This window comes from Planotetraspora sp. GP83 (genome assembly GCF_041262585.1).
GTDB lineage: Bacteria > Actinomycetota > Actinomycetes > Streptosporangiales > Streptosporangiaceae > JAOEGB01.
On sequence record NZ_JBGCBZ010000015.1, the window covers coordinates 1 to 14,163 of the forward strand.

The following is a 14,163-nucleotide window of genomic DNA, read 5'->3' on the forward strand; positions in this document are numbered from 1 at the left end:
GCCCGTACGCGAAAGAACCCGACCAGCAAGTACGGACCAAACGCCGGGCAGCACCCCGCAACCACACAGACCTACAGCTTCCACGCCGACGTCACGATCTTCGAGAAGGGACTTGCCTCCCGTCCCCGACGCTAAACGCAACGGCGTTGGGTTTGAGCTGGTCACGCGGAATGACCGGGAACTTGTGCATGATCACGGCGGAGGGGAGGCAAAGGGTGGATGGTCACTAGGGCGTTGTAGTCGGGGATCTTGGCGTCGGGGGAGCGGCGGGCCTTGTCGAGGAGCACGTTGCCCTCCGGCCAGTGGACCTGCAGGTTGCCCGGCATGACGGGAGCCCGCATGACCTTCCCCCGGAACACCCCTTCCCCCTCGAACTGGTGCAGCTCGACCGGCGCGCCGTCGGGCAGGCCGAGCCGGTCGGCGTCGTAGGCGCTCATCAGCACGGCCTCGCGGGTCGCGCCGTTGAACCCGTCGCGGCGCTCGTGGACCATGCTGTTGAACTGCTTGCCCCGCCGCGTCGCGACGAGGAAGGACCCGTCCGGGCGCTCCAGCTCGGGGAGGGCCACGGCGGAGAAGTGCCCCAGGCCGTCGGCTGTCGGGAACCGCCCACCGGGGCACAGGTGCCGCCCGCCGTACTGGACGCTGTCGCCGAAGCGGCCCAGCCCGGCGATTCCGGCGTAGAACGGGACGGCTCTCTCGATGTCCTCGCGGATCTCCGGCGTCCCGGAGTAGCGTAGGGTCGCGGCCAGCTCGGGGCGGGCGCGGACCGCCAGTTCGGTGAAGATCCGCCATTCGGGCCACGCCTCCCCGATGCGGGGCCCGTCGATCTCCGGCGAGAAGATGATCCGCCGTTCTGTGGACGTCTCGGTGACCCCGCCCGCCATCTCGTAACGGGTCTGGGCGGGCAGGAGCAGCACGTCACCGGCGCCCGGGACGAGCATCTGCGACGAGAGCACGATGTCGATGTGGACGCGGAGCTTCAGCCGGGACAGCGCCTCGCGGCAGTAGCCGGGGTCGGGCAGGACCTCCAGGAAGTTGCCGCCGCTGGAGACGAGCGTGTCCAGCTCGCCCGCGTGGGCGGCGTCGATCATCTCCGTCGCCGTCAGCCCCGGGCTGGTCGGCACTTCAAATCCCCATATTTCGGTGAATTTCGCGGCGTTCTCGGGCGTGATCGGCAGGCCGCCGGGGAGCCCGGTGGCGTACGCGCCCATCTCCGCGCCGCCCTGCACGCCGCTGTGGCCCCGGATCGGCATGAGCCCGCAGTGGTCGCGCCCCACGAAGCCCCGCGCCAGCGCCAGGTTGACGATCGCGCGGACGTTGTCCTCGCCGTAGGTGTGCTGGGTGATCCCCATCGACCAGACGAGTACGGCGGAGCGGGCCCGGCCGAGGAGCTCGGCCAGCTCGAACATCTGCTGCCGGGTGGCCCCCGACAGCGCCTCCAGCGACTCCCACGACTGGCCGGCGACGGCGTGGCACGCCTCCTCGAAGCCGGAGGTGTGCTCGTCGATGAAGACCTTGTCGAGCCAGTCGTTCTCGACGAGGTGCTTCAGCACGCCGTTGAGGAAGCCGATGTCGCCCCCGACGTTCACCCCGAAGAAGTGATCGGTGATCTTCGTGCCGAAGACGGCCGACTCGGCGTTCGACGGCACCCAGTACTTGTCCATTCCGGGCTCGCGGTAGGCGTTGACCATCGCGATCTTCGTCCCGGCCTTCTTGGCGTGGTACAGGTACTTCATGGCCACCGGCTGGTTGTTGGCCGGGTTCGAGCCGATGAAGACGATCAGGTCGGAGCCGATCCAGTCGGTGTAGGAGCAGGTGGTGGCCGCCGCGCCGATCGTCTGCTTGAGCGCCACGGTCGATGGCGAGTGGCAGATCCTCGCGGCGTTGTCGACCGAGTTGGTGCCGAGGGCGCGCACGGCCTTCTGGGCGGCGAAGTAGTTCTCGTTGGGCACGCCGCGGCTGGTCAGATAGACGCCCAGGCGCTCGCCCGGACGCGGCGCCGCCGTCGCGAGCGCCTCGTCCCACGAGATCCGGCGGAAGCCCGGCTCTCCGGCCCGCCTGATCATCGGGTACGGCAGGCGCCCCAGATCGCGGAGCTGGGCGCTGGTCATGCCGGCCAGGTGGGACACGTCGGCCAGAACCGAGGGGTCGAGCGCCGGCATCGTGTTGAGCTTCAGCAGCCGCAGCCGGATGTTGCACAGATGGACCTCGTCCATGGTCCAGTCGCGCATGCCCCGGGTGCCTAGCGCGCAGCCGTCGCAGGTGCCCTGGGTGAGGATGCGCCAGGCGTACCTCCGGTTGCCCTTGACCGACTGGAACGCCTTCCACAGCTCCAGATAGTTGTTGGGCTTGCGCTCGCCGATGCCGAACGGCTTCAGACCGGCCCAGTTCTTCGGATCCATGCCGCACAGATTACGCCTGGCGGATATTCCGGGCCGGAGGCCGATAACCTGGCTATGTGCCTAACTCGCCCTATGCCGATCTCGACCGGCCACCGCTCTCGGAGGCGGCGCTCCAGAAGGCGCTCGTCCGCCCCGGCTCGCTGTGGTCCGCCGTCACGGTCGTGGAGCGGACCGGCTCGACCAACGCCGACCTGACGAGAGCCATACGGGAAGGGGCTCGGGAGGGCACGGTGCTGGTCGCCGAGTCACAGTTCGCCGGACGCGGTCGGCTCGGCCGCCTGTGGACGGCGCCGCCGCGATCGGGGCTCACCTTCTCGATGATCTTGCGGCCCGAGGTGCCGCCCGCCCGGCAGGGCTGGCTGTCGCTGCTGGTCGCGCTGGCGGCCGCCTCGGCGATCCGGCGCCTCGCCGAGGTCGACGTCCGGCTGAAGTGGCCCAACGACCTCCTCGTCGGGGAGCGCAAGCTCGCCGGGATCCTGGCCGAGCGCGTGGACACCGCCGTGGTCGTCGGGATGGGCTTCAACGTCTCCATCCGGCCCGAGGAACTGCCGGTGGAGCGGGCCACCTCGCTGTTCATCGAGAATGCCGCCTGCGTCGACCGCGACCCGCTGCTGCGGGCCATCCTGCGGGAGATCGAGTCGCACTACCGCGAATGGGTCGAGGCCGACGGCGACGCCGACGCCAGCGGGCTGCGCGCCGCCTACGTCGCGTGGTCCGGCACCATCGGGCGGGAGGTCAGGGTCGAGCTGCCCGGCGAGCGTGTGCTGACCGGGCTGGCCACCGGCGTCGACCACGCCGGTCACCTGCTCGTGCGCGCCCAGGGGCAGGAGCACTCGCTGAGCGCGGGCGACGTCGTCCACGTGCGGCGTCCGGAAAGCGGCTGAAATCCAGGCGGACGGCAGGCGGAGACACAGCCGAAACCCACTGGCCGGAGGGCATGCAAAGCGAGGACGAACGTGTCACGATTTGCGCCATGGGTCTCCCGGATCATCACCTGACCGAGGGCGAGCGAATCGTTCATTCGTTCCATCCTCATTGGAAGCGGCTCATCGTGCCGTTCCTCGCGCTGGTTTTCGTCGTGGCCGTCTCCAGCGCCGCGATCTATTTCATTCCCAGCGACTACGAATACTCGGGCTACGCGCGCATCGCGGTGGCCGTGGTCGCCGTGGTCGCTCTGACCTTGTGGTCGTTCCTCCCCTACCTGCGGTGGAAGACCACCTCATACACGCTCACGTCGCACCGGTTCGCCATCAGCACCGGCATACTGAACAAGTCCGACGATGACATCCCCCTGGCCAAGGTCAACAGCGTCAGCTCGGACCAGAAGTTCATCGAGCGCATCCTGGGGTGTGGCACCCTGCGGGTCGAATCCGCGTCCGAGAAGGGCGAGATCGACTACCGGGACATCCCCAAGATCCAGCTGGTCCGTCAGGAGCTGTTCCGGCTGGTGGAGGATGCCTCGGACGGGAACATCGACGGTAAGTGACCGCGGCGGGCCACGGGTGTGTGGTCCGGCGCGGCGGCCGGGGGAGGGAGACGTGGAGACCAGGGGGCGTCCCAGCGCCGAAGACGTGCAGCGGCTGTTCATCGGGCCGCCGCCGAGCTACACCCGACATCAGGTCGCCGAGTCGGCCGGGATCCCCCAGGAGCTGGCCGGGCGCATCTGGCGGGCGCTCGGCTTCGCCACCGTCGCCGACGACGCCGTGGCGTTCACCGACGGCGACCTCTCTGCGCTGCGCCGGATCAGGGACATGCTCGACGCGGGGCTCCTCGACGAGCTGACGGTCGTCCGCATGGCCAGGGCGCTGGGCCGTACGACGTCGCGGCTCGCGCAGTGGCAGGCCGAGATCATGATCGGGGCGATGCTCGACCCTCACACGGCGCCCAGTGACGACGACCTCATCCGGATGACGGAGACCGCCCGCCGGGTGCTGCCCGACTTCGAGCAGACGCTGGTCCACGTCTGGCGATCCCAGCTCGCCGCGACGGCGAGTCGGCTCATCGCCATGGCCCAGCTAGGGGACGAGGCGCTGCCCGGCCGCCTGGCGATGGCCGTGGGGTTCGCGGACCTGGTGTCGTTCACGAGGGTGTCCCGGGATCTCGACGAGTTCGCCCTCGCGGGCCTGATCGAGGGCTTCGAGGCCCGCACGTCCGACGTCATCGCGGCGCACGGCGGCCGGCTCGTGAAGACCCTCGGCGACGAGGTGCTGTTCACGAGCGAGAGCCCGGAGACCGCCGCGCTGATCGGCCTGGACCTGGCCGACCAGCTCAAACTGGACGTGCAGGGCCCCGACGTGCGCATCGGGCTGGCGTACGGCCCGGTGCTGCTGACGCTGGGCGACGTCTTCGGCACGACGGTCAACCTGGCGGCCAGGCTGACCTCCATCGCCCGGCCGGGGACGATCGTCATCGACAGCGGGATGGCGGAGGGCCTCGGCGGCGTGTCCGGCATCGAGGTGATGAAGATCCGCCGTCGTCCGGCCCGCGGGCTCGGGCTTGTGCAGCCGTACGTTCTCCGGAGAGGCTGACGCAGCCGAGGAGACAAGCCGGAGACAATCGAGAGGTCAGGTGCAGGGCATGCCGTACGACGTGCAGGGCGTGGTGGCGCGGGGCAAGGGCGAGGCGGTGACGCTGGAGACGGTCCACGTGCCGGATCCCGGGCCGGGCGAGGCGGTCGTGAACGTGCGGGCCTGCGGCGTCTGCCACACCGACCTGCACTACCGCGAGGGCGGAATCAACGACGACTTCCCGTTCCTCCTCGGGCACGAGGCCGCCGGGACGGTGGAGGCCGTCGGCGAGGGCGTGACGGACGTCGCGCCGGGCGACTACGTGATCCTCAACTGGCGCGCCGTCTGCGGCAACTGCCGGGCCTGCCTCCGAGGCCGCCCCTGGTACTGCTTCAACACACACAACGCCACGCAGAAGATGACCCTCTCGGACGGGACGGTCCTCAGCCCCGCGCTCGGCATCGGGGCGTTCGCGGCCAAGACGCTGGTCGCCGCCGGGCAGTGCACCAAGGTCGACCCGGCCGCGTCGCCCGCGGTCGCCGGGCTGCTCGGCTGCGGCGTGATGGCCGGCCTCGGGGCGGCGATCAACACCGGCGGCGTCACGCGCGGCGACTCCGTGGCCGTGATCGGCTGCGGCGGTGTCGGCGACGCGGCCATCCTCGGCTCGAACCTCGCCGGAGCGGGCACGATCATCGCGGTCGACGTGGACGACCGCAAACTGGCCCTGGCCCGCCAGTTCGGCGCCACCCACACGGTCAACTCCCGGGAGAACGACCCCGTCGAGGTGATCCGCGAGCTGACCGGGGGCAACGGCGCCGACGTCGTGATCGACGCGGTGGGCCGCCCGGAGACGTACAGGCAGGCCTTCTACGCCCGCGACCTCGCGGGGACCGTGGTCCTCGTCGGCGTGCCGACCCCGGACATGCGGCTCGACCTGCCCCTGCTCGACGTCTTCGGGCGCGGCGGCGCGCTCAAATCGTCCTGGTACGGCGACTGCCTGCCGAGCCGGGACTTCCCCATGCTGATCGACCTCTACCTGCAGGGCAGGCTCAACCTCGACGGGTTCGTGTCCGAGACGATCGGCCTGGACCAGGTGGAGGAGGCGTTCGCCAAGATGCACCGCGGCGAGGTCCTGCGATCGGTCGTGGTGCTGTAAGGGGGTCCTGTCGCGGGTCTTGCCGTGGGGTTTGCCGTCCTGTGACCGGGCTCACATAGGCAAGCCTTACCAAAGTGGGTTATCTTAGGTATGCCTAACCTTAAGTCGCCTTAAGTCCCACTGAAAGGGCCACCTCCCGCCATGTACGTCTGCGTCTGCCGCGCCGTGACCGAGAGCGAGGTGCACGACTGCATCGCCGCAGGTGCGAAGAGTGCCCGGCAGGTCAGGGACGCCACGGGCGCCGGAGGGGACTGTGCGTCTTGTGTCCGGAAGATCTGTGCGATGCTGAAACGGTCCGAAGACCTCGTCACCACCGCATAGATCGAGAGGCGTCATGCAGGGCGACAAGGAGATCATCGCGCTGCTCAACGAGCAGCTCACCTCTGAGCTCACCGCCATCAATCAGTACTTCCTGCACGCGAAGATGCAGGAGAACTGGGGATATACGAAGCTCGCGAGTTTCACGCGCCACGAGTCCATCGACGAGATGAGACACGCCGAGCAGCTCACCGACCGCATCCTCTTCCTTGAGGGCCTGCCGAACTACCAGAAGCTGAACACGCTCCACATCGGGCAGACCGTCAGGGAGCAGCTCCAGGCGGACCTCGAGCTGGAGTTGGGCGTGGTGAAGCGGCTCCGCCCGGGGATCGCGCTGATGCGAGAGCGGGGCGACATCACCTCCGCCACGCTGTTCGAGGCCATCCTCGCGGACGAGGAGCACCACATCGACTACCTGGAGACCGAGCTGGGCCTCATCGAGAGCCTGGGCGAGCAGCTCTATCTCCAGCGCTACGCCGAGCCTCCGTCCGCCTCCTGACGCCCGCCCTGCTCAATAGCACCGCTTTATAACGCTCGACCCGCTTTATGGCATTTGTCCGTTGTGTGACGCCTGTATGGTTTTCGGACTTCCGTGGCGCGTCCGCGCGTCAAGTTACGCCCGCCGGTTCCTCTCCGGCGGGCGTTTTTCTTCCGTCGTACGGCTCCCGCGCGGCGGGGCCGGATGGCGGGGCCATGCCCGGAACGTTGAGGCCCTTGCGTGTTGACGTATCCCGGATTTATCAGTGTTTGCCCAGGTCAATTGATGGGTCAACGACGAGTCAAACTGCGCGCTGTAGCCGGGAAACGATCCCCTAAGGTCCTACGATCGCTCCATGACCTGCGTACTTCTCGCCGAGGATGACACCTCGATATCCGAGCCACTGGCGCGTGCCTTGCGCCGGGAGGGCTATCAGGTAGAGGTGAGCCCGGATGGCCCGCAGGCCCTCGAAAGGGCCCTGTCGGGGGGCGTCGACCTGATAGTTCTCGACCTCGGCCTTCCAGAGATGGACGGGCTGGAGGTCGCTCGCCGCATCAGAGCGGAGGGACACGGCACTCCGGTGCTGATCCTCACCGCCCGTGTCGACGAAGTCGACACCGTTGTCGGTCTCGACGCCGGGGCCGACGACTACGTGACCAAGCCGTTCCGCCTCGCCGAACTGCTCGCCCGCGTGCGGGCCCTGCTGCGGCGCGGGACGTCCGAGACCCCGGTCGTGCAGGGCGTCCGCATCGACGCCGACTCGCGCCGGGCGTGGATGGGGGACAAGGAACTGCACCTGACCACCAAGGAGTTCGACCTGCTGCGCGTGCTCGTGCGGGACGCCGGCAAGGTCGTCACCCGCGAGCAGATCATGCGGGAGGTATGGGACACGAACTGGTGGGGGTCCACGAAGACACTCGACATGCACATCTCGTGGCTGCGGCGCAAGCTGGGGGACGACGCCGCCAAGCCGCGATACATAACGACCGTCCGAGGGGTCGGCTTCCGTTTCGAGCGCGAGTAGGCCTCCGTGGAGGGGCCATCGGGGAGGAGCTAGCACGTTGCGCCGGCGCCTGCTGTCCTCCATGCTGCTCGTCGCGGTCATCGCCGTCCTTCTCTTAGGCGTGCCCTTGGCCGTGCTGACCGTCCGGTTGATCAATGACGAGGTCGCCCAAGAGCTGAGGGCCGAGGCCACTCGGCTGCTCATCGGCGTGGAATATTCGGTCAGTCAGAACCAGGTGATCGATTCCACGCAACTGGCGAAGAACTACCCTGACCGGTACGTCCAGGTGTTCGTCCGAGGCTACCCGCTCATCGTGGCCGGCACACCGCCGCCCGCGGGCCGCGAGCTGACCGAGGAGGCCCGGTCCGAGAGCGGTTACGTCCGGATCAGCCGCGACTCCGCCCAAGTGGACCAGGACGTGCACGCACGGCTGGTGCTGACGATCGCGCTGGCGGTCGTCGCCCTCGGCGCGGCCATCGGGCTCGCCACCGTCACGTCACGCCGCCTGACCCTGCCGCTCCAAGATCTCACCAAGATCGCGGAGCGGCTGGGGTCGGGTGACGCCCGGCCGAGCAAGCACCGTTACGGCATTCCCGAGCTCGATCTCGTGGCCGAGGTCCTCGACCACAGCGCGCTGCGCATCTCGGACCTGCTCGCCAGGGAGCGGGAGTTCGCCACCGACGCCTCCCACCAGCTCCGCACGCCGCTCACCGGGCTGACCATGCGCCTGGAGGAGATCGTCGGCGCGGCCACGGAGCCCGCGATCGTCCGCGAGGAGGGTGAGGCCGCGATCGTGCAGGTCGAGCGGCTCACCGCGGTCATCGACGAGCTTCTGGCCGCCGCGCGCAGGCAGCGTCACGCCCAGGCGGAGCCGATCGACGTGGACGACGTCGTGGAGCAGCAGATCACCGAGTGGGAGCCCGCGTTCCGGCGGGCCCGGCGCTCACTGGTGCTGGCCGGCGACCGTGGCCTGAGCGCCCTCGGCACGACGGGCGGCCTGAGCCAGGCCCTGTCCACCCTGATGGAGAACTCGCTCAAGCACGGCGGCGGCTCGTTGACGATCAACACGTCCTGTACGGACAAGTCGGTCGTGATCGAGGTGGCCGACGAGGGGCCGGGCATTCCCGACAACCTCGGCCCCAAGGTGTTTGAGCGCAGCGTGAGCGGGGCGGGCGGGACCGGCCTCGGGCTGACGCTCGCGCGGGCGCTGGTGGCGGCCGACGGCGGGCGGCTTGAGCTGGTCAAGCCCCGCCCGGCCACTTTCGCTATCTTCCTGAGGCAGACTCGCGACGCCGACCGTCACCGGGTGGTGAGCGGCCCCGCCTGAGCCTCGACGCCCTCGACCGGCGGCAGGTCCGGCGCCGCCAGGAAGACCCACTTCTTGTAGGACCAGAAACGGAACATCGTGCCCAGGACCAGGCCGATGATCTGCGCGACGTTGTAGCTCAGCGCGTCGTGCAGTCCGAGTGTGTATTCCACGAAGCTGATCACCAGCAGCGAGATCAACAGGCCGATGCCGTTGAGCAGGAAGAACAGCACGTACTCCCGGGCGAGGCCGGTCTGCTCCCGATGCCGGAAGGTCCAGAAGCGGTTGCCCAGGTAGGCGAACGTCGCGGCGACGACCGTGGCGATCGTCTTGGACGTCAGCGGACCCAGGCCGACGCCGAACCGCAGGAGGTTGGTGCCGCCGAAGTCGATCACGAAGGCGAGGGCGCCCACCGTGCCGAACTTGAGCAGTTCGTGAAGAAGCGCGGCGAACCGCTCGTAGGCGCGTCGGAGAAACTGCACGACCCGCACGGTCCTTCCTGATCGGCGGCGAGTTTTTCCCAGGCTACCGGTATGGAGCGCCCGTAGGGGCGCTGTCCCCCGGTCAGCGTGTCCCTCACCTGTTCGTCGGGCCACCTCAGTAAAGAAGATTTCAAGAAATATGCTGCTATGAGCGGTAACGGGGTGCAACACGCACTACGCTCTCGCCCGACCAGGATCACTTTGTTCTGGAACCTTGGTGTTCTGGAGAGGTGGCTCCACCGTGCTGCGCAGAATCACGGCCCTCAGCCTCGGCCTCGCGCTGCTCGCGGGCTGCGGAGACGAGACCCTCGGCCAGTCCTCCGGCTCCCGCGACGGCTCTCGCGGCGGCTCCGGTGCCGGGTCGTCCGCGGTGTCCGCCGCGATCACGACGGCCGACGCCGAGACCGCCTTCGCCACGATCGCGGACCTCGAAGACGCCTGGAAGCGCCGGGACTGCGCCAAGATCGTCTACTTGACCACCGGGGCCGAGAGCACGCTGGGCACCCGTGTCTGCGAGGCGGCGCGGAAGGGCGGGGCGGTTCCCGGCCTCGGCGGATACGGCGACGCGGCCTTCTTCCTGCCCGCGCCCTTCCTGCCCGCACCGGGAGCGGACCGGGACGAGGCCCCCTGGTTCGTCGCGCTGGCCCGGCAACCCCACCCGGCCTACTTCGTCTTCGCCCAGGCCGACGGCCGATGGCGCCTCGCGGCGGGGCCGATCCCGGTCGTCGGCGCGGAGCCGAAGCTGGAGGGCGACGTGAAAGACGCGGGCGACGACCCCGGCATCTCCGTCCGGGCGAGTCTCGTGCCCACACGGCACGTCGCCTACCTGACCGATCCCGCCGGCGTCAGCGGCGTCAAGTTCGCCTCCGGCGACCCCATGAGGAGCCTCCTCAGCGAGCTCGTCCGCGCCCCGGACAAGGTCCATCCGGATCGGCTCTCCACCGACGTGCGGCTGGAGGGGCCCGCGCGGTCGCTGGCCCTGCCCGATGGTGGCGCGCTCGTCTTCCACGCGCTGAGGGTCGTCTACACGCAGAAGCCCGGCTCCGGACGCTCCTCCCTCGCCCACCCCCGGTACGGTTCGGCCGACGTCCGCGCGTACACCGGCGAGAGCAGACCGCGGGCCATCACCGGCAGTGAGCTGGTCCTGGTGGCGACCAGGGTCTCCAAGGACAACGTGATGACCACGGTCGCCGTGCGCCGCAGCCTCGCCGACATCACCTCCGGCGGCGGCTGACGCGGGCCCAGCGCGACCTCAGCGCGACCGGGCGTGGCAGCCGTACGGGCTGGGAATCGGTAGGCTGACATGTCGTGAACAGCCCAAACGTTCCCCCGTCAGGCTCTGATGCCGCTTCCGAGGCCGTCCCGGCCGTCGGCTCTCTCGCGAACCCCGCGCCCAGCCCAATAGCGGGCCCAATAGCGGGCCCAGTCGTCGGTCCCGTCGTCGGGATGGTCGGGGCGGGACAGCTCGCCCGGATGACGCAGCAGGCCGCGATCGCGCTGGGCGTCGAGCTGCGTGTTCTGGCCAACTCCCGTGACGAGAGCGCCGCCAGGGTCATCGTGGACACGCGGGTGGGGGACTACCGCGACCTCGCCGACCTGCGGGATTTCGCCAAGGGATGCGACGCCGTCACCTTCGATCACGAGCACGTGCCGACCGAGCACATCCGGGCCCTGACCGCCGACGGCGTCGCCGTACATCCCGGGGCCGACGCGCTCGTCCACGCCCAGGACAAGGTGGTCATGCGGGAGCGGCTGACCGCGATCGGCGCCCCCTGCCCGGCCTGGGCCAAGATCTCCGGCGAGGCCGACGTCGACGCGTTCGCCGAGGAGCACGGCTGGCCCGTGGTGCTGAAGGCCGTCCGAGGCGGTTACGACGGCCGCGGGGTGTGGGTCTGCTCCTCCATCGAGGAGGCGCGGGAGACGCTCGGGCACGGCGTGCCGGTGTACGCCGAGGCTTTCGTGCCGTTCGAGCGGGAGCTCGCCGTTCTCGTCGCGCGCTCCCCGCACGGCCAGGGAGTGAGCTACCCCGTGGTCGAGACCGTCCAGAAGGACGGCATCTGCGTCGAGGTCATCGCCCCGGCCCCGAACCTCTCGGACGAGGAGGCCGCCGCCGCGCAGCACATCGCTCTGAAGATCGCCCGTGAGCTGGGCGTCACGGGACTGCTCGCGGTGGAGATGTTCGCCACCAAGGCCGGGCTGATCGTCAACGAGCTGGCGATGCGCCCGCACAACAGCGGCCACTGGACGATCGAAGGCGCCCGGACGTCGCAGTTCGAGCAGCATCTGCGGGCCGTGCTGAACCTGCCCCTGGGCTCGCCATCGCTCACGGCGCCCGTCGTGGTCATGGCCAACCTGCTCGGTGGGCCCGACCCGGACGTCTTCTCCCGATATGAGCACGTGCTGGCGAACGACCCGGGGATCAAGATTCACTTCTATGGCAAGGAAGTGCGGCCCGGCCGCAAGATCGGGCACGTGACCGCGCTCGGCACCGACCTCGACGAGGTCCGGGCCCGCGCCTGGCACGCCGCCGACTGCCTGAGAGGACCCGCCGATGTCTGAGGTCACCGAGAGCCTTGAGGTCACCGAGGTCGTGGAGAGCGCCGAGACGCCTCAGGTCGGGATCGTCATGGGGAGCGATTCGGACTGGCCGGTCATGAGGCAGGCCGCCGAGGCGCTGGCGGAGTTCGGCGTGCCGTTCGAGGCCGACGTCGTCTCCGCCCATCGGATGCCGGCCGAGATGATCGAGTACGGCATGCGCGCCGCCTCGCGTGGGCTCAGGGTGATCATCGCAGGCGCCGGGGGAGCCGCCCACCTGCCCGGAATGCTCGCCTCTGTCACCCCGCTGCCCGTCATCGGCGTGCCCGTGCCGCTCAAGTATCTGGACGGCATGGACTCGCTGCTCTCGATCGTCCAGATGCCCGCGGGCGTGCCCGTGGCGACCGTGGCCATCGGCGGAGCACGCAACGCGGGACTGCTCGCCGTACGGATCCTCGCGGCGTCGGACGAGCTGCTCCGGCGGCGGATGGAGGCGTTCCAGGCCGCGCTCAAGGAGCAGGCACACGCCAAGGGCGAGAAGCTCCGCGCCGAGGCCGCCGAGATGCGCTGACGCCCCCGTCGATGTTACGGGCGGTTATTGGGCGGTTATGGGCAGTTATTGGGCGGTCAGGGGCGGCCGAGGGCTCGGTAGTGCCAACCGGCGCCGCGCCAGGTCTCCGCATCGAGCGCGTTCCGGCCGTCCACGACGTTGCGGCTCGCCACGACGGCCCCCAGCTCCTCGGGGTCGAGGTCGACGAACTCCTTCCACTCGGTGAGGAGCAGCACGACGTCGGCGCCCCGGGCGGCCTCCAGGGCCGTGCCGGCGTACCCGAGGTCAGGGTGGGCCTTCCGGGCGTTGTCCAGGGCCACGGGGTCGTAGATGGTCACCCTGCCGCCCTGCTGGCCGATGGTGACCGCCACGTCGAGGGCCGGGGAGTCGCGGATGTCGTCGGAGTTCGGCTTGAAGGCCGCGCCCAGCACGCCGACCGTACGGTTGACGAACGAGCCGCCGACCAGGCCGCGGGCGAGGTCCACCATGCGGGCCCGGCGGCGCATGTTGATGGCGTCCACCTCGCGCAGGAACGTGAGCGCCTGGTCGGCGCCCAGCTCGCCCGCCCTGGCCATGAACGCCCGGATGTCCTTGGGAAGGCAGCCGCCGCCGAACCCGAGCCCGGGGTTGAGGTATTTGCTGCCGATCCGCTCGTCGAACGACAGCGCGAGCGAGAGCTGCTTGACGTCGGCGTGCGCGGTCTCGCAGACCTCGGCCATCGCGTTGATGAAAGAGATCTTGGTGGCGAGGAACGCGTTGGCCGCCGACTTGACCAGCTCGGCGGTCGGGAAGTCCGTCACCACGATCGGGACCTCGCCCAGCGGGGCGTAGACGTCACGCAGCACCTTCTCGGCGCGCTCGGAGGTGACGCCGAGCACGATCCGGTCGGGGTGCAGGGTGTCCTGTACGGCGAAGCCCTCCCGGAGGAACTCCGGGTTCCAGGCCAGCTCCACCTGGATCCCGCCGGGCGAGAGCCGTACGAGCTTCTCGGCCAGGCGCTCCGCGGTGCCGACGGGGACGGTGGACTTGCCGACCACCAGGCATTCGCGGTCGAGATGGGGAGCGAGAGACTCCACGACGGCGTCGAGGTAGGAGACGTCCGCGGCGTACTCGCCCTTCTTCTGCGGGGTTCCCACACAGATGAAGTGAACGTCGCCGAACCGGGCCGCCTCCTCGTAGGAGGTCGTGAAGCGCAGCCGTCCGGACTCGAGGTTGCGGCGGAGCACGTCTTCCAGGCCGGGCTCGTGAATCGGCAGCTCACCGCGCTGGAGTTGCTCGATCTTGCGCTCGTCCACGTCCAGACCGAGCACCTCGAAGCCCAGCTCGGCCATGCACGCCGCGTGAGTGGCACCCAGATAACCGGTCCCAAGCACGGTGAGGCGGTACGGCACGGCATGCTCCCCTCTTACCGACACTTTGTGATCTG

Annotated in this window: 14 protein-coding genes; 11 read left to right on the forward strand and 3 right to left on the reverse strand. The window is 69.4% G+C overall.

Annotated elements, in window-relative coordinates:
• Positions 1–161: 161 nt before the first annotated feature.
• A complete protein-coding gene (locus ABH927_RS21090; protein WP_370023974.1) occupies positions 162–2,402 on the reverse strand; it encodes an FdhF/YdeP family oxidoreductase in 2,241 nt (746 codons plus the stop codon).
• A 56-nt stretch (positions 2,403–2,458) separates the two neighbouring features.
• On the opposite strand from ABH927_RS21090, the gene ABH927_RS21095 reads away from it, so the two are divergent.
• The 8 genes from ABH927_RS21095 to ABH927_RS21130 all read left to right on the forward strand — a co-directional run bounded on the left by ABH927_RS21095 (position 2,459) and on the right by ABH927_RS21130 (position 9,191).
• Complete coding sequence (locus ABH927_RS21095; protein ID WP_370023975.1) at positions 2,459–3,286, forward strand: biotin--[acetyl-CoA-carboxylase] ligase; 828 nt, start codon at positions 2,459–2,461, stop codon at positions 3,284–3,286.
• 89 nt (positions 3,287–3,375) lie between these two features.
• On the forward strand, positions 3,376–3,888 hold the full coding sequence (locus tag ABH927_RS21100; RefSeq protein ID WP_370023976.1) for a PH domain-containing protein: 513 nt from the start codon (positions 3,376–3,378) through the stop codon (positions 3,886–3,888).
• Between the two features lie 52 nt (positions 3,889–3,940).
• A complete protein-coding gene (locus ABH927_RS21105; protein WP_370023977.1) occupies positions 3,941–4,930 on the forward strand; it encodes an adenylate/guanylate cyclase domain-containing protein in 990 nt (329 codons plus the stop codon).
• Positions 4,931–4,979: 49 nt separating this feature from the next.
• Complete coding sequence (locus ABH927_RS21110; protein WP_370023978.1) at positions 4,980–6,065, forward strand: S-(hydroxymethyl)mycothiol dehydrogenase; 1,086 nt, start codon at positions 4,980–4,982, stop codon at positions 6,063–6,065.
• Positions 6,066–6,206: 141 nt separating this feature from the next.
• Positions 6,207–6,386, forward strand: coding sequence for a bacterioferritin-associated ferredoxin (locus ABH927_RS21115; RefSeq protein ID WP_261581323.1), 180 nt, complete (start codon positions 6,207–6,209; stop codon positions 6,384–6,386).
• 13 nt (positions 6,387–6,399) lie between these two features.
• Entirely contained in the window at positions 6,400–6,882 is a 483-nt protein-coding gene (bfr, locus tag ABH927_RS21120) for a bacterioferritin (RefSeq protein WP_370023979.1), read from the forward strand.
• Positions 6,883–7,216: 334 nt separating this feature from the next.
• On the forward strand, positions 7,217–7,885 hold the full coding sequence (locus ABH927_RS21125) for a response regulator transcription factor (RefSeq protein ID WP_030451323.1): 669 nt from the start codon (positions 7,217–7,219) through the stop codon (positions 7,883–7,885).
• Between the two features lie 37 nt (positions 7,886–7,922).
• Complete coding sequence (locus ABH927_RS21130; RefSeq protein ID WP_370023980.1) at positions 7,923–9,191, forward strand: ATP-binding protein; 1,269 nt, start codon at positions 7,923–7,925, stop codon at positions 9,189–9,191.
• On the opposite strand, the gene ABH927_RS21135 is transcribed toward ABH927_RS21130, so the two are convergent.
• Positions 9,164–9,652, reverse strand: a complete 489-nt coding sequence (locus tag ABH927_RS21135) for a GtrA family protein (protein WP_370023981.1) — start codon at positions 9,650–9,652, stop codon at positions 9,164–9,166. The two genes, ABH927_RS21130 and ABH927_RS21135, sit on opposite strands and share 28 nt — an antisense overlap.
• 241 nt (positions 9,653–9,893) lie before the next feature.
• On the opposite strand from ABH927_RS21135, the gene ABH927_RS21140 reads away from it, so the two are divergent.
• The 3 genes from ABH927_RS21140 to purE all read left to right on the forward strand — a co-directional run bounded on the left by ABH927_RS21140 (position 9,894) and on the right by purE (position 12,758).
• Complete coding sequence (locus tag ABH927_RS21140) at positions 9,894–10,886, forward strand: hypothetical protein (protein ID WP_370023982.1); 993 nt, start codon at positions 9,894–9,896, stop codon at positions 10,884–10,886.
• A gap of 179 nt (positions 10,887–11,065) precedes the next feature.
• On the forward strand, positions 11,066–12,211 hold the full coding sequence (locus ABH927_RS21145) for a 5-(carboxyamino)imidazole ribonucleotide synthase (RefSeq protein ID WP_370024122.1): 1,146 nt from the start codon (positions 11,066–11,068) through the stop codon (positions 12,209–12,211).
• The gene (gene purE / locus ABH927_RS21150) at positions 12,204–12,758 is read left to right on the forward strand and encodes a 5-(carboxyamino)imidazole ribonucleotide mutase (RefSeq protein ID WP_370023983.1); all 555 of its coding nucleotides are present in this window, start codon (positions 12,204–12,206) and stop codon (positions 12,756–12,758) included. The genes ABH927_RS21145 and purE overlap by 8 nt, the downstream gene beginning before the upstream one ends.
• A gap of 56 nt (positions 12,759–12,814) precedes the next feature.
• On the opposite strand, the gene ABH927_RS21155 is transcribed toward purE, so the two are convergent.
• Entirely contained in the window at positions 12,815–14,128 is a 1,314-nt protein-coding gene (locus tag ABH927_RS21155) for a UDP-glucose/GDP-mannose dehydrogenase family protein (RefSeq protein ID WP_370023984.1), read from the reverse strand.
• Between the last annotated feature and the right edge of the window lie 35 nt (positions 14,129–14,163).